Annotated in this window: 16 protein-coding genes and 1 pseudogene; 14 read left to right on the plus strand and 3 right to left on the minus strand. The window is 58.8% G+C overall.

Features of this window, described 5'->3' with window-relative positions; all coding sequences use genetic code 11:
- Positions 1-124 precede the first annotated feature (124 nt).
- The 6 genes from B7E11_RS20365 to B7E11_RS20390 all read left to right on the plus strand — a co-directional run bounded on the left by B7E11_RS20365 (position 125) and on the right by B7E11_RS20390 (position 5,752).
- Positions 125-967: an amidohydrolase family protein gene (locus B7E11_RS20365; protein ID WP_080838153.1), complete on the plus strand. Its 843-nt coding sequence runs from the start codon at positions 125-127 to the stop codon at positions 965-967.
- A gap of 5 nt (positions 968-972) precedes the next feature.
- The gene (locus tag B7E11_RS20370; protein WP_080838156.1) at positions 973-1,917 is read left to right on the plus strand and encodes an aldo/keto reductase; all 945 of its coding nucleotides are present in this window, start codon (positions 973-975) and stop codon (positions 1,915-1,917) included.
- Between the two features lie 14 nt (positions 1,918-1,931).
- Positions 1,932-2,945, plus strand: a complete 1,014-nt coding sequence (locus tag B7E11_RS20375; RefSeq protein ID WP_080838159.1) for a zinc-binding alcohol dehydrogenase family protein — start codon at positions 1,932-1,934, stop codon at positions 2,943-2,945.
- A 28-nt stretch (positions 2,946-2,973) separates the two neighbouring features.
- Positions 2,974-3,612 carry a bifunctional 4-hydroxy-2-oxoglutarate aldolase/2-dehydro-3-deoxy-phosphogluconate aldolase gene (locus tag B7E11_RS20380; protein WP_080838162.1) on the plus strand — a complete coding sequence of 213 codons (639 nt, stop codon included), beginning with the start codon at positions 2,974-2,976 and terminating at the stop codon, positions 3,610-3,612.
- A gap of 2 nt (positions 3,613-3,614) precedes the next feature.
- Positions 3,615-4,598 carry a sugar kinase gene (locus B7E11_RS20385; RefSeq protein WP_080838164.1) on the plus strand — a complete coding sequence of 328 codons (984 nt, stop codon included), beginning with the start codon at positions 3,615-3,617 and terminating at the stop codon, positions 4,596-4,598.
- Between the two features lie 422 nt (positions 4,599-5,020).
- On the plus strand, positions 5,021-5,752 hold the full coding sequence (locus B7E11_RS20390; RefSeq protein ID WP_080838167.1) for a glucose 1-dehydrogenase: 732 nt from the start codon (positions 5,021-5,023) through the stop codon (positions 5,750-5,752).
- Here B7E11_RS20390 and B7E11_RS20395 read toward each other — a convergent pair.
- Both B7E11_RS20395 and B7E11_RS20400 read right to left on the minus strand, forming a co-directional pair.
- The gene (locus tag B7E11_RS20395) at positions 5,724-6,365 is read right to left on the minus strand and encodes a TetR/AcrR family transcriptional regulator (protein ID WP_213084147.1); all 642 of its coding nucleotides are present in this window, start codon (positions 6,363-6,365) and stop codon (positions 5,724-5,726) included. The genes B7E11_RS20390 and B7E11_RS20395 overlap by 29 nt on opposite strands.
- A 111-nt stretch (positions 6,366-6,476) precedes the next feature.
- On the minus strand, positions 6,477-7,295 hold the full coding sequence (locus tag B7E11_RS20400) for a helix-turn-helix domain-containing protein (protein WP_080838171.1): 819 nt from the start codon (positions 7,293-7,295) through the stop codon (positions 6,477-6,479).
- A 130-nt stretch (positions 7,296-7,425) separates the two neighbouring features.
- Between B7E11_RS20400 and B7E11_RS20405 the strand changes: the two genes are divergently transcribed.
- The 8 genes from B7E11_RS20405 (at position 7,426) to B7E11_RS20440 (ending at position 19,322) form a co-directional block, all read left to right on the plus strand.
- The gene (locus tag B7E11_RS20405; RefSeq protein ID WP_080838174.1) at positions 7,426-9,453 is read left to right on the plus strand and encodes a beta-galactosidase; all 2,028 of its coding nucleotides are present in this window, start codon (positions 7,426-7,428) and stop codon (positions 9,451-9,453) included.
- A 17-nt stretch (positions 9,454-9,470) separates the two neighbouring features.
- A complete protein-coding gene (locus tag B7E11_RS20410) occupies positions 9,471-11,879 on the plus strand; it encodes a glycoside hydrolase family 95 protein (RefSeq protein WP_080838177.1) in 2,409 nt (802 codons plus the stop codon).
- Between the two features lie 35 nt (positions 11,880-11,914).
- A complete protein-coding gene (lacZ, locus tag B7E11_RS20415; protein WP_080838180.1) occupies positions 11,915-15,085 on the plus strand; it encodes a beta-galactosidase, LacZ type in 3,171 nt (1,056 codons plus the stop codon).
- Between the two features lie 71 nt (positions 15,086-15,156).
- On the plus strand, positions 15,157-15,390 hold the full coding sequence (locus tag B7E11_RS20420) for a DUF3892 domain-containing protein (RefSeq protein WP_080838183.1): 234 nt from the start codon (positions 15,157-15,159) through the stop codon (positions 15,388-15,390).
- Between the two features lie 269 nt (positions 15,391-15,659).
- Positions 15,660-17,153 carry an L-arabinose isomerase gene (araA, locus tag B7E11_RS20425; protein ID WP_080838186.1) on the plus strand — a complete coding sequence of 498 codons (1,494 nt, stop codon included), beginning with the start codon at positions 15,660-15,662 and terminating at the stop codon, positions 17,151-17,153.
- A gap of 236 nt (positions 17,154-17,389) precedes the next feature.
- Positions 17,390-17,743, plus strand: a complete 354-nt coding sequence (locus tag B7E11_RS20430) for a VOC family protein (RefSeq protein ID WP_080840915.1) — start codon at positions 17,390-17,392, stop codon at positions 17,741-17,743.
- Positions 17,744-17,867: 124 nt separating this feature from the next.
- Entirely contained in the window at positions 17,868-18,824 is a 957-nt protein-coding gene (locus tag B7E11_RS20435) for a sigma-70 family RNA polymerase sigma factor (protein WP_080838188.1), read from the plus strand.
- A gap of 69 nt (positions 18,825-18,893) precedes the next feature.
- Positions 18,894-19,322 carry an SRPBCC family protein gene (locus tag B7E11_RS20440; protein WP_080838191.1) on the plus strand — a complete coding sequence of 143 codons (429 nt, stop codon included), beginning with the start codon at positions 18,894-18,896 and terminating at the stop codon, positions 19,320-19,322.
- Between the two features lie 151 nt (positions 19,323-19,473).
- Here the strand turns inward: B7E11_RS20440 and B7E11_RS30415 are convergent.
- Positions 19,474-19,575: pseudogene (locus tag B7E11_RS30415) on the minus strand (nitroreductase family protein); the annotation flags it as partial.
- Between the last annotated feature and the right edge of the window lie 2 nt (positions 19,576-19,577).

Raw genomic sequence — 19,577 nt, forward strand, 5'->3', positions numbered from 1 at the left:
ATCGGTTCTTTTTTTGTTTAAAATTGCTGGTAAAGTAAAGGTATAGCGTTTACATCAACACGTCAAGCGATTGGATAGGCCAACGAATCGAGGGCGGCTTGCGCCCGGGAAGGGGAAGGAAACGTTGCGAATCGACGCGCATCAGCACTATTGGAAAATCGATCGGGGCGACTATGGCTGGATTACGCCGGACATCCCCCTGCTGTACCGGGATTTTCTGCCCGGTAATTTGCTTCCTTCGCTGCGGAAGCACGGGCTGGACGGGACGATTCTCGTTCAAGCCGCGCCGACGCTAGCGGAGACGGATTATCTATTGTCGCTGGCGGACGGAAGCGACTCCATCCTCGGCGTCGTCGGCTGGCTCGATCTGGCGGATGATCGATGCTTCGTGCATTACGATCGGTTCGCCCGCCATCCCAAATTCGTCGGCTTCCGGATCATGATCCAGGACATGCCGGACGCGAGCCGCATTCTGGAGCCGGCGTTCGTCGAGCGGCTGAAGACGTTCGAAAAGCGGGACGTGCCGGTCGATCTGCTGCTCGTCTCCGGGCAACTGGAACCGGTCATTCGGCTCATCGAGAAGGTGCCGGGGCTTCGCGGCGTCGTCGATCATATCGCCAAGCCGAACATCGCGGCGGGGGCGATGGAGCCCTGGGCGGGGCAAATGCGCAGGCTGGCCTCTTTTCCGAACTTGTACTGCAAGCTGTCGGGGATGGTGACGGAGGCGGAGCACCGCGCCTGGAAGCCGGAGCAATTCGTGCCTTATATTCGCCATGCCATTGATTGCTTCGGCGAGAACCGGGTCATGTTCGGGAGCGATTGGCCGGTGTGCCTGCTGGCGGCCGAATACGACGAGGTCATGGAAGTGCTCGTCCGCGCGCTGCCCGGGGAATGGGGCGAGCGCCAGCGGGCGAAGCTGTTCGGCGGCAACGCCGCGGCATTTTACAAACTGGATACGGGAGGCTGAACCGAATGAAATACCGCAAGCTGGGCCGCACCGGACTGGATGTATCCGCGCTGTCTTTCGGCGCTTCGTCGCTCGGCTCCGTGTTTCGCGAGACGAGCGAAGCCGAAGCGATCAGGACGGTGTTCGCCGCGCTCGAGGAAGGGATCAATTATATCGACGTTTCGCCATACTACGGCCTGACGAAAGCCGAAACGGTGCTTGGAAAAGCGATAAAGGAGCTCCCGCGCGACCGGTTTCTGCTCTCGACGAAGGCGGGGCGCTACGGCGCCGATGCGTTCGATTTTTCCGGGGAGCGCATCGCGAGCAGCCTGGAGGAGAGCCTTCGGCGGCTGAATACGGACTACGTGGATCTGATGTTTTTGCACGATATCGAGTTCGTTCCGCAGGCTGTCATTCTGCAGGAGGCGCTGCCGGCGCTCGCGAAGCTCAAGGAACAGGGAAAAATCCGTTATTACGGCATTAGCGGCTTGCCGATCGAGCTGTTCGAGACGATCGTTCCGCAGGCCGAAATGGATGTCGTTCTCTCTTACTGCCATTACTCGATGAACGACACGACGCTGCTGGGCCTGCTTCCGCTGCTGGAGGAGCGCGGAATCGGACTCGTCAACGCCTCGCCGCTGTCCATGGGGCTGCTGAGCGCGCGGGGGACGCCGGAATGGCACCCGGCCTCGCCCGAGCTGAAGGCGGTTTGCCGGCGCGCGGCGGAGTTTTGCGCGGAGAAGGGCGCGGACATCGCGAAGCTTGCAGTGCAGTTTTCGACGGCGAACGAACGCGTTCCGACGACGCTCGTCAGCACGGCGAATCCGGCGAACATCCGCAACAACGCCAGATGGACGGACGAGCCGCCGGACGAGGAGCTGCTGGGGGAAGTGCTGGATATGTTGAAGCCGGTCGCGGATCAGACGTGGCCGAGCGGAAGGCCCGAATACAATCGGAACATCAGGACGTGAGCGGGGGGATGAACATGAAAGGCATCGTTTGCGAACGGCCGGATCGTCTGGAACGGATCGACTTGCCGGAACCTGTGCGAGGCGAGGGCGAAGCGATCGTCCGCATCCGCCGGGTCGGCATTTGCGGCACGGATATGCATGCTTACAAAGGCAATCAGCCGTTTTTTTCCTATCCGCGCATTCTCGGCCATGAGCTGGCGGGGATCGTGGAGGAAATCGGGAAAAACGACAAAGGGCTTGTGCCCGGCGATCAGGTGAGCGTCATCCCGTACATGCACTGCGGCGCCTGCATTGCCTGCCGGCGAGGGCGGCCGAATTGCTGCGTCGACATGAAGGTGCTCGGGGTGCATATCGACGGGGGCATGCGGGAGCGCGTGGCGCTTCCGGTCACGCATCTGATCCGCGCGAACGGGCTAACGCTCGATCAGGCCGCCGTGCTGGAGCCGCTGGCAATCGGAGCGCACGCCGTGCGCAGGTCCGCGCTCGAAGCGGGCGAAACGGCGCTCGTCGTCGGCGGCGGGCCGATCGGGCTCGGCGTCATGGCGTTCGCCAAGTCTCGCGGAGCCAACGTGATCGCGATGGACGTAAACGAGGAGCGGCTGGCGTTCGCCGGCGACTGGGCGAAGGCCGATCATCTCGTCAACGCGCTCGACGCGCCCGGCGACAAGCTGCGGGAATGGACGGGCGGCGATATGCCGACGGTCGTGTTCGACGCGACCGGAAACGCCCGGTCGATGACGAATTCTTTTCAATGGGCGGCGCATGGTGGTAAACTGGTATTCGTAGGACTGGTCAAAGCCGATATTGCGTTTTCCGATCCGGAGTTCCACAAGCGGGAATTGACGCTGATGGGCAGCCGAAACGCGACGTCCGAAGATTTCGACGCTGTCGTGGAAGCGGTTAAATCCGGAGGCGCGAGCGCGGAGCGCTACATCACGCACCGGGCGCCGTTTGCGGACATGATCGGGCAATTCGAACATTGGCTGAAGCCCGAATCCAAAGTCATTAAAGCGATGGTCGAGCTGTAACCTTAAGGCTTGGCCGAAAGGAGCTCTTATGTCATCCAAATTGTTGCAGGCTTTATCGGAGGAAAAGATCGTCGCCATCATTCGCGGCATTTCCGCAAAGGACGGCGACGCGACGGCGAAGGCGCTGGCCGACGGCGGCATCGTCTTTCTCGAGGTTACGCTGAACACCGAAGGGGCGATCGGCATGATCTCGCGGTTCCGCGAGCAATATGAGGGGCGCATGCGGATCGGCGCGGGCACGGTGCTCGATATCGGACAGGCGAAGGAAGCGGTCGCGGCCGGCGCGGAGTATATCATTTCCCCGAACCTGGACGAGGAAGTCGTTTATTACGGCGTGGAGCAGGGCGTCGATGTTTGGCCGGGAACGATGACCCCGTCGGAAATCGTGCGCGCTTACAAGGCGGGCGCATCCGCCGTCAAAGTGTTTCCGCTCGGCTCGCTCGGCGTCAATTACTTGAAGGAAATCCGCGCGCCGCTGGACCACATCCCGATGATCGCGACCGGCGGCGTCAACCTGCAAAATATTCGCAGCGTGCTGGAAACGGGCGCCGTCGGGGTCGGACTGGGCGGCAACCTGGTTAACAAGCAGCTCGTCGCAGAAGGCAAGTTCGAGGAACTGACGAAGCTGGCGCAATCGTTCGTCGCCGAGGTCAAGGGAGCGAAGTGACGATGAAGGGACTTCAACCGGCGGACGTTGTCACGATCGGCGAAAGCATGGTGCTGCTTCAGCCGATGAGCGAAGGCCCGCTCGCTTACGCTCCCTTGTTCACGCGCTCGATCGCCGGCGCGGAATCGAACGTCGCCATCGGGCTGTCGCGCCTGGGACTTAACGTGCGCTGGATCAGCCGGCTCGGGGCCGACCCGTTCGGCGATCTTATCGTCTCGACGCTCGCGGGAGAAGGCGTCGACGTGTCGCTGGCCGAGCGCGATCCGGCGTATCCGACGTCCGTCTACTTCAAGGAATTCAAAGGCTACGGCGATCCGAACGTATATTATTACCGCAAAGGGTCCGCGGTCAGCCGCCTGACGCCGGACCATGTGGAGTCCCGCTGGTTCGAAAACGCGCGCCACCTGCACGTCACGGGCATTACGCCGGCGCTTGGGCCGGAAACGGCGAACGCGGTGCGCGCCGCGATGATCGAAGCCCGCAAGATGGGGCTGACGATTTCGTTCGATCCCAATTTGCGGCGCAAGCTGTGGAGCGAGGAAGAGGCGCGCGCCGCGCTGCTGTCGCTCATCCCGCTCTGCGACATCTTTCTTCCCGGCCTCGAGGAGGCCGAGTTTTTGGCGGGCGAAATGACCGAGGAGGCGTACGGCGCGCACTTTATCGGGCTGGGCGCGAAGGTGGTCGTGCTCAAGCTGGGCGAACGCGGGTCGATCGGCTTTACGCCGCTCGCCGCCGCGCGGGTCGCGCCGCATGCGGTCAGCCGCGTGATCGATACGGTCGGCGCGGGCGACGCTTTCGCGGCGGGCTTTTTGTCGTCGTGGCTGAACCTCGATTCCAGCGACGACGAGCGGAACCTGAAGGCCGCCCTTGCCCGGGCCAATCTGATGGGCGCTTTGGCGACGCAGTATCGCGGCGATTGGGAAGGGCTTCCGAAGCTGAGCGAGGTCGAACGTTTTCTGTCGGGCGGGAGAGAAACGACCCGCTGACCGGAATGGGTTTGGTAGAAGATAGGGCGCGCGGTACGAAGCGATCATGCGGAAGCCGCGCGCCTTTTTTTCGATATGGAGCAAACATAAAAGTCCGCCCGCCGCGAACGATAAGACCGTTATATCAGTTTCCTTTACCGTAATAATTACATTATACATAAGAGCTGCATATTAAATTTGTTGAAGTCTTGCGGAGGTTTGCTCTGCACGAGAAGAGGAGGCGTGCGAGTCGTCCGAAAACCAAGCGGGCGACGCAACCCGCTAATTTGTTGCGGGAACGAACGAACTCCGCCAAACCGAGCCGCGTTTGTGGGAAAACGAACAGATGCGAAGCGTTTTGTTCATTGAAATCGCTTACTTTAAGGCGTACTATTTTGAAGTAATCGGGATCTATTTTTCGGCAAAAAGGAGAGGGGACAAACATGGCAAGATTGGAAGGAAAAGTGGCGATCGTCACCGGAGCGGCGCGAGGCATGGGAGCCGCGCATGTCCGAAAACTCGTTTCGGAAGGCGCGAAAGTCGTATTTACGGACATTTTGGAGCAGGACGGACAAAAGCTTCAAACCGAGCTCGGTTCCTCCACCCTGTTTATCAAGCATGACGTAACGAAGGCCAACGAATGGCAAACGGTCATGGAAAAGGCCGAGAACGCTTTCGGGCCGGTCAACGTGCTGGTAAATAACGCGGGGATCGACGTGCCGGCGGCGAATCTTGAAGAGGCTTCAGAGGAAACGTTCCGCAAAGTGATCGACGTAAATCAGGTGTCCGTTTTTCTCGGAATGCGCTGCGTCATTCCCTCGATGCGAAAAGCCGGGGGCGGCTCCATTGTCAATATATCCTCGCTTGCCGGAATGGTCGGCGCGTACAAGAAAGTGGCCTACACGGCCTCCAAATTCGCCGTTCGGGGCATGACGAAAGCGGCGGCCCTCGAGCTGGGCGAATACGGCATCCGGGTCAACTCCGTCCATCCCGGTTTTATCCGCACTCCGATGACGGAAGAGCTAATTAGTCCCGAACTGGAAGCCAGCTTTCCGATCCGCCGGGTGGGTCGTTCGGATGAGGTCTCCGAATTGGTCCTTTTTTTGGCGTCGGATGAGTCCAGCTATTGCACCGGATCGGAATTCGTTATCGACGGAGGCCTGGGGGCGCAGTAACGCGTTCCGATCCATTTTTGACGATGAGAGACGTCGGCCTGTTCAGCGTAATCGCAGTAAGCTGTTCGTACATGTAGCGGGCAGTATATTTGAAACGATTGCGAATCCAGAATTTGATCATTCCGAGCGTGGCATGAATTTGATAGCTTAAGAGGAGCTCGTAATTGATTTCGTTGCTTGGGTCATCCCGGTGAAAGACGATTTCCTCCGTAAAAACGAACCAAAACAAGCTTTCGAGTCGTTCGTACAAGTTCGGAGATTCGGGCAAAAGGTCGAGAGCGGTAAACAGATCCCGCCGCTGTTCGATATATTCAAACAATCGAACCGTCGATGGCACGATGCCGTTCAGCCCGACCCGCTGCACATTCCGGTACGGTTCTCGCAGCGCTTGAGCGAGACCTTCGATGCCATCTTCGTACAGTTCATTTAGAATATCGTTCTTATCCGTATAGTGAGCATAGAACGTTGCGCGATTCAAATCCGCGCGTCCGGCAATTTCCGAAACCGTAATCGAACGACTTTCGTTTTCGGCCAGGATCAGCTCGGTGAATGCCTTTTTCAGGGCGTCTTTCGTTCGCCGCTGTCGGCGGCTCTGGTTGGCAGCGGATGTCAACGCGTTCACTTCCCAAACGTTTGATAAGTTCATTATATCTTTTTCAGGAAACGGCAAACCATCGGCTGCTTGTGCAAATGGCGCAGGCGGCCGATCGGCTTGAAGCCGGACTTATTCGTACAACCTCCGGAACTGCCGGGGCGGCAGTCCCGTCTTGCGGCGAAACGTCGCCACGAAATGGCTCGCGTCCCGGAACCCGACGCGCTCGGCGATCTCCTTCACGGTAACGTCGCTTGCGCCGATCAGCAGCTCCTTCGCCTTGCGCAGCCGGAGCTGAACGAGATAGGCGTACGGCGAAAGGCCGAACGTATGATGAAACCACAAATTCAGCGTGCTGACGGGAACGTCCAGCACTCCGGACATTTCCGCGAGCCCGATCTCCGCGTCAGCATAGTGAAGCTCCAGCCATTCCAGCAGCGGACGCAGCCGTTCGGAGCCGTGCGCGATGTCGGTCCGGTTGTCGAAACGGCCGTAATGGCGCAAAGCGATGAGGAAACGGTAGGCGTCGGCGGAAGCGTTCAGGCCGAACAAGTCCGGCTCCGTCTCCAGGCGGTCGAGCATGTCCCGAAGCAGGCCGGTCAACGGCGCGTCCGCGTCCCAGCGGACCGGAACGCCCTCCTGCAGCTTCAGCGTATGCAGCATTTCGGCAACGCTGGGCCCGCCGAACGTCAAATAAGCGGTCTCCCACAATTCCGTGCTGGCTTCGTATTGATGCGGAGTGCCGGCATACAGCAGCACTCCGCTGTTTACGGGCAAGGCGAACGTTGACCCGTTGACGGTGAACGATCCCTCGCCGCGGGTCGTCTGCAGCCAATGAAAAAACGGATACCCCTCGGTCCGCACCATTTTCCTCTCGATGACGATTCCGATCGTTTCCACGAATAACGGCAGCGTTTGTTCCCCGCCGGGAGTGAACGCGAATCTGCGCATGCGCGGCACCTCGTTAATTTTTCACGATGTTGTAATTTTCTTATACCGTCTTAACAGATGATTATATTTTACCGTACTCGGCCATGCCTTAAAATAGGGATATCTTTATATGCCAAAAGGAGTGCCGACGATGATCAACGATAAATTGCCGAAAATCTGGTACGGGGGAGACTATAATCCGGAACAGTGGGAAGCGGATACATGGGCCGAGGACGATCGCATGTTCAAACTGGCGGGCATCGACGTCGCGACGATCAACGTTTTTTCGTGGGCCTTGAATCAGCCGAGCGAGGACGTTTACCATTTCGAGTGGCTGGACGAAACGATCGAGCGGCTGCACGCCAACGGAGTGGGCGTATGTCTGGCGACGAGCACCGGCGCGCATCCGGCATGGATGGCCAAAAAATATCCCGAGGTGCTGCGCGTCGACTATAACGGCCGGAAACGCAAATTCGGCGGCCGCCACAACTCGTGTCCGAGCAGTCCGGTTTACCGTCACTACTCGCGCCTGATCGCCGGCGAGCTGGCCCGCCGGTACAAGGATCATCCCGCGCTGCTGATCTGGCACGTGTCGAACGAGTACGGCGGCTACTGCTATTGCGATCTGTGCGAAGCCCAATTCCGCGTCTGGCTGCAAAAGCGGTACGGCACGCTCGACAAGCTGAACAAGGCGTGGAATACGCGGTTCTGGGGCCATACGTTTTACGATTGGGACGAAATCGTCGCCCCCAACGCGCTCAGCGAGGAATGGAACGGCAACCGGACCAATTTCCAGGGCATTTCGCTCGACTATCGCCGTTTCCAATCGGACGCGCTGCTCGAATGCTATCGAATCGAATACGAAGAGATCAAAAAATACACGCCCGACGTTCCGGTAACGACGAACCTGATGGGCTTTTATCCGGAACTGAACTATTTCGAGTGGGCGAAATACATGGATGTCGTGTCCTGGGACAACTATCCCGCGCTCGACACGCCGCCCAGCTTTACCGCGATGACGCACGATTTGATGCGCGGCCTGAAGCACGGGCAGCCGTTCATGCTGATGGAGCAAACGCCGAGCCAGCAAAACTGGCAGGCGTACAACGCGCTCAAGCGCCCGGGCGTCATGCGACTGTGGAGCTATCAGGCGGTGGCCCGGGGCGCCGATACGGTCATGTTCTTCCAGCTCCGCCGCTCGATCGGGGCGTGCGAGAAATACCACGGAGCGGTGATCGAGCACGTGGGCCACGAGCATACGCGCGTCTTCCGCGAATGCGCGGAGCTGGGCCGCGAACTGCAGCAGCTCGGAGACAAGCTGCTCGATTCCCGCGTCGCGGCGAAGGTCGCGATCGTGTACGATTGGGAAAACCGGTGGGCGACCGAGCTGACGAGCGGGCCGACCGTCGCCCTGAAGTACGTGGACGAAGCGCACAAATATTACGACGCGCTGTACAAGCTCGGCATCCCGGCCGACATGATCGGGGTCGAAGCCGACCTAAGCGGCTACGATATCGTCATCGCTCCGGTGCTGTACATGGTGAAAACCGGCTATGCCGCGAAAATCGAAGCGTTCGTCGAGGCGGGCGGAACGTTCGTGACGACGTTCTTCAGCGGCATCGTCAACGAGAACGATCTGGTGACGCTCGGCGGCTACCCGGGCGAACTGCGCAAAGTGCTCGGCATCTGGGCGGAAGAAATCGATGCCCTGTTCCCGGGCACCGTCAATCAGGTCGTCATGAAAGGGGAGCGCGGCGCGCTGAACGGAACGTACGAATGCGGCCTGCTGTGCGATCTGATCCATTCGGAAGGCGCCGAGGTGCTGGCTGAATACGGCGACGATTTCTACAAAGGCATGCCGGCGCTGACCGTCAACCGCTTCGGCAATGGGCAGGCCTGGTACGTGGCGACGAGCCCGGACGAGCGGTTCATGAAAGACTTTTTGTCCAACCTGTGCGCGGAAAAAGGCATCGAGCCGCTGGTGAAGGCGCCCGCCGGCGTCGAGGCGACGCTGCGCGTCAAAGGCGAGAAATCGTATTTGTTCCTCTTGAACCATAACCCGGAGGCATCGGCGGTCGATCTGGGCGGCCGAAGCGGGACGGACCTGCTGTCCGGCCAGGCCGCGCAAGGCAACGTTGCGGTACCCGGCAGAGGCGTCATGATTATCGAGACGGTTTGAGAAAGGGGCGTTTTCGCTTGAACTTGCACTATTTTTCGCCGGCAAAGGTTTGGACCGAGGCGCTGCCGATCGGCAACGGCCGGCTGGGCGCGATGGTGTTCGGAGGCGTGGAAAGCGAGCGTCTTCAACTGAACGAGGATACGCTCTGGTCGGGAAGCCCGAAGGCCGGCAACAACCCGCGCGCCCGCGAAGCGCTGCCGGAAATCCGGCGTCTGCTCGCGGAGGAGAAATACGAGGAAGCGGACGCGCTGTGCCGAAAAGAAATGCTGGGGCCGTATGCGCAAAGTTATTTGCCGCTCGGCAATTTGACGCTTCACTTCGAACATGGGAACGTGGGGCATCCGTACAAGCGCAGCCTCGATATCGGCGAGGCGATCGCGCGGACGGAATACCGGGTCGGAGAGGCGGAGTACGTCCGGGAGGCGTTCGCTTCCTGCCCGGACCAGGTGCTCGTCGTCCGCCTGACGGCAAAGCGCCCGGGAACGCTGAACTTTACGGCCAAGCTGGACAGCCCGCTGCGGTCGTACGTCCGGGCGGAAGGAACGCGGCTTGTCCTGCGCGGCCAGGCGCCGGAAAACGCGGACCCGAACTATTACCACAGCGACCGGTCGTTCGCATACGGGGAGCCCGACGCGACCGACGGCATGCGCTTTGCCGGTTATTTGGCGGCCGCGCTCGACGACGGCGACTTCAGCGCCGATCCGGACGGCTTGCGCGTGCGGAACGCGTCGGGCGCCACGTTGATTTTCAGCGCGGCGACCAGCTACAACGGGTTCGACCGCTCCCCCGGACGGGAAGGCGTCGACCCGGACGCGAAAGCATCGGCCTGGCTGGACGCCGCCCTGGGCAAATCCTACGAAGCGCTGCGCAGCGCGCATATCGAGGACTACCGGTCGCTGTTCGACCGGGTGGAGCTTCGGCTCGGAGCGCCGAAGGAGACGGACGCGCTTGCCGATCCGGAAAACCTCGCGACCGACAAGCGCGTCGAGCGGTACGGAGACGGCCTGGCGGATCCGGGGCTTGCGGAGCTGATATTCCAGTACGGGCGCTACCTGATGATCGCCAGCTCCCGGCCGGGCACGCTTCCGGCCAACCTGCAGGGAATCTGGAACGAGCACACCCGCGCCCCCTGGAGCAGCAACTGGACGCTGAACATCAACGCCGAGATGAATTATTGGCCGGCCGAAACGTGCAATCTCGCCGAATGCCACGAACCGCTGCTCGACCTGATCGGCAATCTCGCGGCGAACGGGGCGGAAACGGCCCGCGTCAATTACGGCGCGCGGGGCTGGGCGGCGCACCACAATACCGACATCTGGTGCCAGTCGGCGCCGGTCGGCGCTTTCGGGCACGGCGACCCTTCGTGGGCGTTCTGGCCGATGGCGGGAGCCTGGCTTTGCCAGCATCTTTGGGAGCATTACGCTTTCGGTGGCGACAAGGAGTGGCTGCGCGACCGGGCGTACCCGATCATGAAGGAAGCGGCGCTGTTCGGTCTCGATTGGCTGATCGAAGACGGCAACGGCCATTTGATCACGTCCCCGTCGACTTCGCCGGAGCACCGATTCGTCGCTCCTTCGGGCGAGCTGGCCAGCCTTAGTCCCGCGGCAACGATGGATTTGTCGCTGCTTTGGGACTTGTTCACCAACTGCATCGAAGCTTCCGAGGCGCTCGGGGAAGACGAAGCGTTCCTCCGCGAGCTGCTTGCCGCCCGGGAGCGCCTGCTCCCGCTGCAGATCGGAAAGCACGGGCAGCTTCAGGAGTGGTCGCGCGACTTCGAGGACGAGGACGTGCATCACCGTCACGTCTCCCATTTGTTCGGCGTCTATCCCGGCCGGCAGCTGACCGGGGAAGCGGAGCCCGAGCTGTTCGCCGCGGCCCGACGCTCGCTCGAACGCCGCGGCGACGGCGGAACGGGCTGGAGCCTCGGCTGGAAAATCGGCCTTTGGGCGCGGTTCGGCGACGGCAACCGGTCCCGCCGGCTGCTGTCGAATTTGCTTACCCTTGTTCGCGAGAACGACGAGCACAGCCAGGGCGGCGGCGTCTACCCGAATTTGTTCGACGCGCATCCGCCGTTCCAAATCGACGGCAACTTCGCCGCTACGGCGGGCATTGCCGAAATGCTGCTGCAGTCCCACGGCGGCTGCATCCGCTTGCTGCCGTCGCTTCCGGACGCATGGCCGGAAGGCTTCGTCCGGGGACTCCGCGCCAGAGGAGGGGCGGAAATCGCCATCCGGTGGGAGCAGGGAAAGCTTTCGGAGGCGAAGCTGGTATCGCCGGCCGGCGGCACGTACACGATCGACGCCGCCATGCCGGTCGTCATCGAATCCGTCAACGGGCGGCCGGTTGAAACGAAAGCTTCGAACGGCACGAAGGTCATGTTCGAAGCGGCCCCCGGCCAGACGTACGCCGTCCGTCCGCTCGGGTAGCGACAACCAAGGGAACAAGGAGAGGAAACGATAAAATGCCCAGTGTTAAAGGCGCACCGTCGAAATTCGTCTATTCGCCGCCGGCGAACGGATACCCCGAGTGGAACCGGAATCCGGAAATTTTTCAACTGAACCGGCTGGCCGCCCATGCCGCGTTCGCATCATACGATTCGCTGGAGGCGGCGCTGTCGGGCAGACGGTACGAGACGACCGGCCGCTTGTCCCTGAACGGCACGTGGAAATTCGCCTGGGCGGAAAATCCGGACGCCCGCATCGCGAATTTTTACGAACGGGACTTCGATCACGGGGACTGGGCGGATATTCCCGTGCCGTCCCATTGGCAGCTTCATGGCTACGATTACCCGCAGTACACGAACATTACGTACCCGTGGGTTCATCGGGAGGAGCTGCTTCCGCCGCAAGCGCCGACGAAATACAATCCGGTCGGCTCGTACGTGCGGACGTTCACGGTTCCGGAAGCGTGGGACCATCAGCCGGTTTTCATCAGCTTTCAGGGCGTCGAATCGGCATTTTACGTTTGGGTAAACGGGGAGCTGGTCGGATACAGCGAAGACACGTTCACTCCGGCGGAATTCGACTTGACGCCTTACCTTGTTCGCGGAGAAAACAAGCTGGCGGTGGAAGTGTACCGGTGGTGCGACGCGAGCTGGCTGGAGGATCAGGATTTTTGGCGGCTGAGCGGCATTTTCCGCGACGTTTATCTGTATACCGCGCCGCCTGTTCACATCTATGACTTTTTCGCGGAAGGCGCTTTGGACGACGATTATCGGGACGGGCTGCTGAAGCTGAACGTGGCGCTGGCGAATTATTTCGGCCGGAGCGGAACGGCGACCGTCGAAGCGCAGCTGTACGCCGGCCGGGAGCCCGTGTGGGCCGAGCCGCTGAAGCTTGAAGCCTCGCTTGACGAGACGAAGGCTTTTGATAACGGGAACGGCACCGCGACGGCATTCGGCTCCGCAAAGGTGAAAAGCCCGCTGCAATGGAGCGCGGAGAAGCCGAATTTGTACACGCTCGTGCTCGAATTGAAGGATGACTCGGGAGCGACGCTGCAGCTGGCGAGCTGCAAAATCGGATTCCGACGCTTTGAAATCAAGGACGGTTTGATGAAGATCAACGGGCAGCGGGTTTTGTTCAAAGGCGTGAACCGCCACGAATTTTCCTGCGACGCGGGCCGTGTTCCTTCGCCGGAAGACATGCTGACGGATATTCGGCTGATGAAGTCGCATAACATTAACGCGGTGCGGACTTCCCACTATCCGAACGATACGCGCTGGTACGAATTGTGCGACGAGTACGGGCTTTACGTCATCGACGAAACGAATCTCGAGACCCACGGCAGCTGGCGCTACGGGCAAAAAGCGGAGGACGAAGGCGATACCGTCCCGGCGAGCAAGCCCGAATGGACGGCCAACGTGCTCGACCGCTGCAATTCGATGTTTCAACGGGACAAAAACCACCCGTCCGTCGTGATTTGGTCGCTGGGCAACGAATCGTGGGGCGGGGACAATTTTATCCGGATGCACGACTTTCTTCGCGAAAGGGATCCGTCCCGAATCGTCCATTACGAAGGCGTGTTTCACTGCCGGAAGTCGGAAGCCGCTTCCGACATCGAAAGCCAGATGTACACCCGCCCGCAGGCGGTCGAAGCCTATGCGCTGGAACCGCGGCCGGACAAAAAGCCGTTCATTTTATGCGAATACAGCCATGCGATGGGCAATTCCAGCGGCGGGCTTCATTTGTACACCGACCTGTTCGAAAAATATCCGATCCTTCAGGGCGGCTTCATTTGGGATTGGGTCGATCAGGCGATTCGGACGAAGGATGCGGAGGGACGGCCGTATTTCGCCTATGGCGGCGATTTTGGAGAATCTCCGCACGACGGGAATTTTTGCGGGAACGGGCTCGTTTTCGCGGACCGGTCCGTATCGCCCAAGCTGCTTGAAGTAAAAGCCTGCTATCAATCGATTCGTTTTCGGGCGGCGGATTTGCGGACCGGCCGGTTCGAAGCCGCGAACGGGTACCTGTTCACCGATCTGGCGGAATTCGAATTCGTCTGGATCGTAACGGCAAACGGAGAAAAGATCGCGGACGGCTCGTTTTCGGCTGCCGCCAAACCCGGCGAAACGGCGGAGCTCGATTTGGCGGCAGCCTGCGAAATGGCGACCGGCGCTTCGGCCGAATACGCGTTGACCATAAGCGCCTGCCTGAACCGAGACACGCCATGGGCGAACGCGGGACACGAAGTTGCGTTCGGGCAATTCGTTCTGCCGGCTCGCGACGGAGCTGCGTTCGGAAGCTCGGCCGCCGCGGAAGGAAACCCTCCCCAAGCTGCCGAGAAGGACGGCAAGCTGACGCTGTCGAACGGCCGCATCGCGGCGACGTTTGACCATGCAAGCGGCAATCTGGTCTCGTACCGGGTGGACGGGCGAGAATTGCTGCGGTCGGAGGTCGCTCCGAATTTTTGGCGCGCGATGACGGACAACGACAGGGGAAGCAAGCTGCACGAGCGCAGCGCGGTTTGGCGGGAAGCGGGCGCGGAACGCCGATTGCTTGCATTCGAAGGCGGCCCGGCCGGAGGCGGCAGCTATACCATAACCGTGCGCTACGAACTGCCTACAACCCCCGTTTCGTACTGTACGATCGCGTATGCGATGAACGGCGCCGGAACGCTGGAAATCCGGATGAAGCTCGAACCCGGCGAAGGGCTGCCGGAAATTCCGGAAATCGGCATCATGTGGGAGATGGAAACGGCGTTCGACCGCTTGAGCTGGTATGGCCGGGGACCGCACGAAAACTATTGGGACCGCCGCGCCGGCGCGAAGCTCGGTCTGTATTCGGGAACGGTGTCCGGACAGGTCGTTCCCTACCTTCGGCCGCAGGAACACGGCAACAAGACGGACGTGCGGCACGCTTCTGTTACGGACGAAACCGGATTCGGACTGCGAATCGAGGGCTTGCCGACGTTCGAATGGAACGCGAGCCCGTACGCGCCGATCGAGCTCGAAGCGTACGATCATTTCCATTTGCTGCCGGAGCCGGAGAAGACCGTCGTTCGGGTGCAGTACAAGCAAATGGGCGTCGGCGGCGACGACAGCTGGGGCTCCCGCACGCAGCCGGAATATACGCTATTCGCCAATCGTACGTACGAGTTCGCCTTCCGGATGAGCGGCCGGCCGCAGCCGTGAACGAACGGCTTGCGGATGCATAATCCTTCCATGGCTTACGCAAGCTATCTCCATCGGGAGGTGTTTGCAAAATGGAAGGAAACGCTCAGCAAGTCGTCGCCGTCCGCAAAAACGGCGACGGAGATATCGTTCAGCTTCAGCTGTCCTCCGGACAAGTCGTCGATTACAAGCAAGCCCAGCAAATGGCCAAGGAAGGCTTGATCGCCAACGTCAACGTGTTCAAAGGACGCGACGGCGACGAGCATCTGCGTTCGGATCCGGACGGGCGCGAAGACAACAACCTGGACAACTTGCCGCCGTTTTAAGTTTGGATTCAGTCCGGCCCCGTTTTCCGCCCGCGGCGGAGACGGGGCCTTTGTTTTTTTCCATCCCCCCGTACGCTAAGCCCGCAAAAAACAGCGGCCGCGAGGCTTTTGTTGTAAGTACAAGTCGAACGAAAGAAATGAAAGCAGCTGCAATTTTTCACATAATGAAAACGAAAACATGTCTTGAATAATCAAAAGATAGGGAGTAAACTTGAGGTTGAAGGATGTACGTACAAGTTAAAAACGTTCTCTTTCCAGGAGGGTGCATGATGGTACAAGTGAAACCGTATGTATTTTGGTTCGTGACCGGAAGCCAGCATCTTTACGGGCCCGAAACGCTCGACGAAGTCAATGCGCATTCCAGGGAGATTGCGGAAAGTTTGAACGCGGACGCCGGAATTCCTTATCCGATCGAATTCAGGCCTGTCGTCACGACGCCGGAGGAAATCCGCAAGCTTTGCATGGCGGCGAACGCCGATGAAACCTGCGCGGGCATCATCACGTGGATGCACACGTTTTCCCCGGCCAAAATGTGGATCGGAGGCTTGACCGAGCTGCGCAAGCCGCTGCTTCACCTGCATACGCAGTACAATCGCGATATTCCGTGGGATTCGATCGACATGGATTTTATGAATACGAACCAGGCCGCCCACGGCGACAGGGAATACGGCTTCATCGGAGCGCGTCTCGGCATTTCCCGCAAAATCGTCGTCGGCTTTTGGCAGGATCAAACGGTACGCTCCCGAATCGGCGCATGGACGCGCATCGCGGTCGCCTACAATGAAAGCCGCACGCTGAAAGTGGTTCGCTTCGGGGACAACATGCGGCAGGTAGCCGTTACCGAAGGCGACAAGGTCGAGGCGGAAATCAAATTCGGCTGGTCGGTCAATACGCATGGCGTCGGCGATCTCGTGGCCTTGGTCGATGCTGTGACGGACGAAGAAGTCGGCAAGCTGATGAGCGAGTACGAGGAGCGCTACGAAATCGTGCCCGAAGGACGCGCGGCCGGTCCCGTTCGCGACGCGATCGCCTATCAGGCAAAGCTGGAAATCGCCATTAAGCGATTTTTGGAGGATGGCGGGTTCACGGCGTTCACGACGACGTTCGAAGATTTGCACGGGCTGGAGCAGTTGCCGGGACTGGCGGCGCAGCGGTTGATGGAGCAGGGCTACGGGTTTGCGGGCGAGGGCGACTGGAAGACGGCCGCGCTGACGCGTTTGCTCAAAATCGCGTCCGGCAACGTCCGCACGGCCTTTATGGAGGATTATACGTATCATCTGGAGCCCGGCAATGAAATGGTGCTCGGCTCCCACATGCTCGAAGTTTGCCCGACGCTCGCCAAATCCAGGCCGCGCATCGAGGTTCATCCGCTCGGCATCGGCGGCAAAGCCGACCCGGCCCGCCTCGTGTTCGACGGTCAGGCCGGCGACGCGATCAACGTCTCCGTCATCGATTTGGGCAGCCGTTTCCGGATGATCGTCAACGAGGTCGTCGGCGTCGAGGTCGAGAAGGAAATGCCGAAGCTTCCGGTAGCCCGCGTTCTATGGAAGGTCGAGCCATCGCTGGAAACCGGCGTGGAAGCGTGGATTTTGGCGGGGGGCGCCCACCATACGGTGTACTCCCAAACGCTGTCGACCGAGCAGATGCTGGATCTCGCCGATTTGTTCGGAATCGAGGCCGTCGTCATCGACAAAAACACGAACACGCGCCAGTTCCGCAACGAGCTGAAATGGGGCCACGTCGTTTGGAACCATCAGAGATAATCGGGTAGCATGGCCGGATGGAGATCGTCTCTGTCCGGCTTTTTATTTGGCAAAAATAAAGCCATCACCGCGCTAAGATGCTGGAGTAGGCTGCGGGGCATCGGCGGGTGGCTCGGTCCGGCAACATTTCTCGGATGGCGAGGTACTCAACGCACTTGGAGTGTCTAATATGGATGGTTCGTAAAGAGTGGGATGTGACAATACTACTCACGCTACATAAAGAAAAGAGGATTGAAATGAAGGTCAAACGAATCGTTGCCAATATAAATACGAAAGAAATCGCGGAAGCCGAACGCTTTTACCATGACGTGCTCGGTCTTGAATTGTTAATGGATCATGGGTGGATTCGAACCTATGGTTCAAATGAGGAGATGAGCATTCAAATTAGTTTTGCTTCACAGGGGGGCTCCGATACGGCTACACCTGATCTATCGATTGAAGTTGATGATGTCGACGCTGCGTTTGAACGAATGAGGAATGCGGGATTTTCGGTAGAATATGGGCTTGTGGACGAGCCTTGGGGTGTTCGGAGATTTTATGTGCGCGATCCTTTTGGTAAGCTTGTCAATATTCTGGCACATAAACATTGACCATTTTTAACTATGCGCCCGACCATTATTCCCCGCCCTCTTGCGAATGATGGATTGAGGCATCCGGACGCTTCGATTATGATGGGAGGAGAACGATTCCGAGTATCGGTCAGAGGAGGTCAAGATGAGCGGAGCAGCTTTTGATATGAAGCTATTTGAGAGCTATAAGCCGGGGTTAACATCGTTTTGCTACCGAATGCTTGGTTCCATCGATGATGCGGACGATGCTGTTCAGGAAACGTACATTCGAGCTTGGCAAAGCTGGGACGTGTTCAGGCAGGAAGCATCCATTAAAACATGGATCTACCGTATCGCGTCGAACTTATGTCTGGACAAGCTGAGGCAGGCCAAGCGCCGGGTTCTTCCCGTTGACCTATCCGATCCGGCGGTATCCATTGTCACGCCGAGCGAGACGCTGCCGGAATCGGCCTGGATTTGGCATTCACCTGATTTTGGCGGAAACCCTGAGGATATTCTCGTTCGCAGGGATACCCTTCAGCTCTGTTTTATCGCCCTCTTACAGGCCTTGCCGCCTCGTCAACGGGCGGTTCTTATTTTGAAGGATGTTTTTGAATGGTCCTCCAAACAAATCGCGGAAACTTTAAGGATGTCGCCGGCGGCGGTGAACAGTGCTTTGCAGCGTGCCAGAGAGACGATGGACCGGACGCAGCTTCGTTCCGACGAGATCAGCAGGATGGATGCGGACCCCGATCCGGATCTCCTCTCCCGGTATGTGGAGGCCTTCGAACAATTTGACATTAACGCGCTTGTGTCGCTGTTCCATGAAGAAGGTTGTATGTCTATGCCTCCATTCCCTATGTGGATAAGCGGCCAAGACGACTTGTTCAAGTTCTTTACGCTTACGCGCTGGCATTGCGAAGGGTCTAAATTTTTGCCGACCATAGTGAATGGCGGTTATCCGGCTTTGGCACAGTATATGCCGAGCAAGGATGGATCTGTTCTGGTGCCTTGGGGAATCCACGTGATTGAAGTGAAGGATAGTCGCATACGACATGTTCAAAATTTCATAAACACAAAATTATTTTCTCGATTGGGGCTTCCGGAACAATTAGTCCGATGAATTTAGCAATTGGATTTCGTCTATATAAGGGAGAGACAAAAAAATACCCTTAGAGAGGTGTCATTCACAATGGAAACAAGCAACCCAATCAAAGTAACGGTAGAGGCCGTCGTTCAAGCCCCTGTAGCAAAAGTATGGAGCTCTTGGACCGAGCCGGAGCACATTATGAAGTGGAATCAGGCTTCTGAAGACTGGCATGCGCCACATGCGGAAAATGATTTGCGAGTCGGCGGAAAGTTCGTAACCAGAATGGAAGCGAAGGATGGCAGCATGGGCTTTGATTTTGGCGGAGTTTATGATGAAGTTGAGCTTCATAAGACGATATCTTACACTCTGGGAGATGGCCGTAAGGTAGAGATTACGTTCGTCGATCAAGGCGAGACAACGAAGGTCATTGAAACCTTCGACGCCGAAAGTAGTCACCCCGTTGATTTTCAGCAGGCGGGCTGGCAAGCGATTATGAACAATTTCAAGCGATATACGGAAGAATCCAAATAATTTATGATGCAGTGGCCGAATCCTAAGTGAAGGAGGTCGAGGAAGTCCTAGGCGTATTGAGAAGATTTGACATAAGATTGGCATAATAGATGAGGAGATCGGACCGGTTACTCGGTCCGACTCTAGGTTTTATGGGAAATGCGAACTCATATTAGCGCCAAAAGGTAATTTGCTCACTAGGCAAGCGCACAGATTCATGCCCCTCTTCTTTAGCCTTCCCAATGGAGAGGAGCATGACCGGTACATACCGTTCGT

Source organism: Cohnella massiliensis (genome assembly GCF_900169535.1).
GTDB lineage: Bacteria > Bacillota > Bacilli > Paenibacillales > Paenibacillaceae > Cohnella > Cohnella algarum.

What these genes read in the sequence shown, in the direction of transcription:
- B7E11_RS20400 (WP_080838171.1), bottom strand. Translation starts at nt 7,295, where the DNA reads ATGCGCAGATTCGCGTTCACTCCCGGCGGGGAACAAACGCTGCCGTTA.
- B7E11_RS20435 (WP_080838188.1), top strand. Translation starts at nt 17,868, where the DNA reads ATGAGCGGAGCAGCTTTTGATATGAAGCTATTTGAGAGCTATAAGCCG.
- B7E11_RS20430 (WP_080840915.1), top strand. Translation starts at nt 17,390, where the DNA reads ATGAAGGTCAAACGAATCGTTGCCAATATAAATACGAAAGAAATCGCG.
- B7E11_RS20380 (WP_080838162.1), top strand. Translation starts at nt 2,974, where the DNA reads ATGTCATCCAAATTGTTGCAGGCTTTATCGGAGGAAAAGATCGTCGCC.
- araA (WP_080838186.1), top strand. Translation starts at nt 15,660, where the DNA reads ATGGTACAAGTGAAACCGTATGTATTTTGGTTCGTGACCGGAAGCCAG.
- lacZ (WP_080838180.1), top strand. Translation starts at nt 11,915, where the DNA reads ATGCCCAGTGTTAAAGGCGCACCGTCGAAATTCGTCTATTCGCCGCCG.
- B7E11_RS20420 (WP_080838183.1), top strand. Translation starts at nt 15,157, where the DNA reads ATGGAAGGAAACGCTCAGCAAGTCGTCGCCGTCCGCAAAAACGGCGAC.
- B7E11_RS20370 (WP_080838156.1), top strand. Translation starts at nt 973, where the DNA reads ATGAAATACCGCAAGCTGGGCCGCACCGGACTGGATGTATCCGCGCTG.
- B7E11_RS20375 (WP_080838159.1), top strand. Translation starts at nt 1,932, where the DNA reads ATGAAAGGCATCGTTTGCGAACGGCCGGATCGTCTGGAACGGATCGAC.
- B7E11_RS20390 (WP_080838167.1), top strand. Translation starts at nt 5,021, where the DNA reads ATGGCAAGATTGGAAGGAAAAGTGGCGATCGTCACCGGAGCGGCGCGA.
- B7E11_RS20385 (WP_080838164.1), top strand. Translation starts at nt 3,615, where the DNA reads ATGAAGGGACTTCAACCGGCGGACGTTGTCACGATCGGCGAAAGCATG.
- B7E11_RS20440 (WP_080838191.1), top strand. Translation starts at nt 18,894, where the DNA reads ATGGAAACAAGCAACCCAATCAAAGTAACGGTAGAGGCCGTCGTTCAA.
- B7E11_RS20405 (WP_080838174.1), top strand. Translation starts at nt 7,426, where the DNA reads ATGATCAACGATAAATTGCCGAAAATCTGGTACGGGGGAGACTATAAT.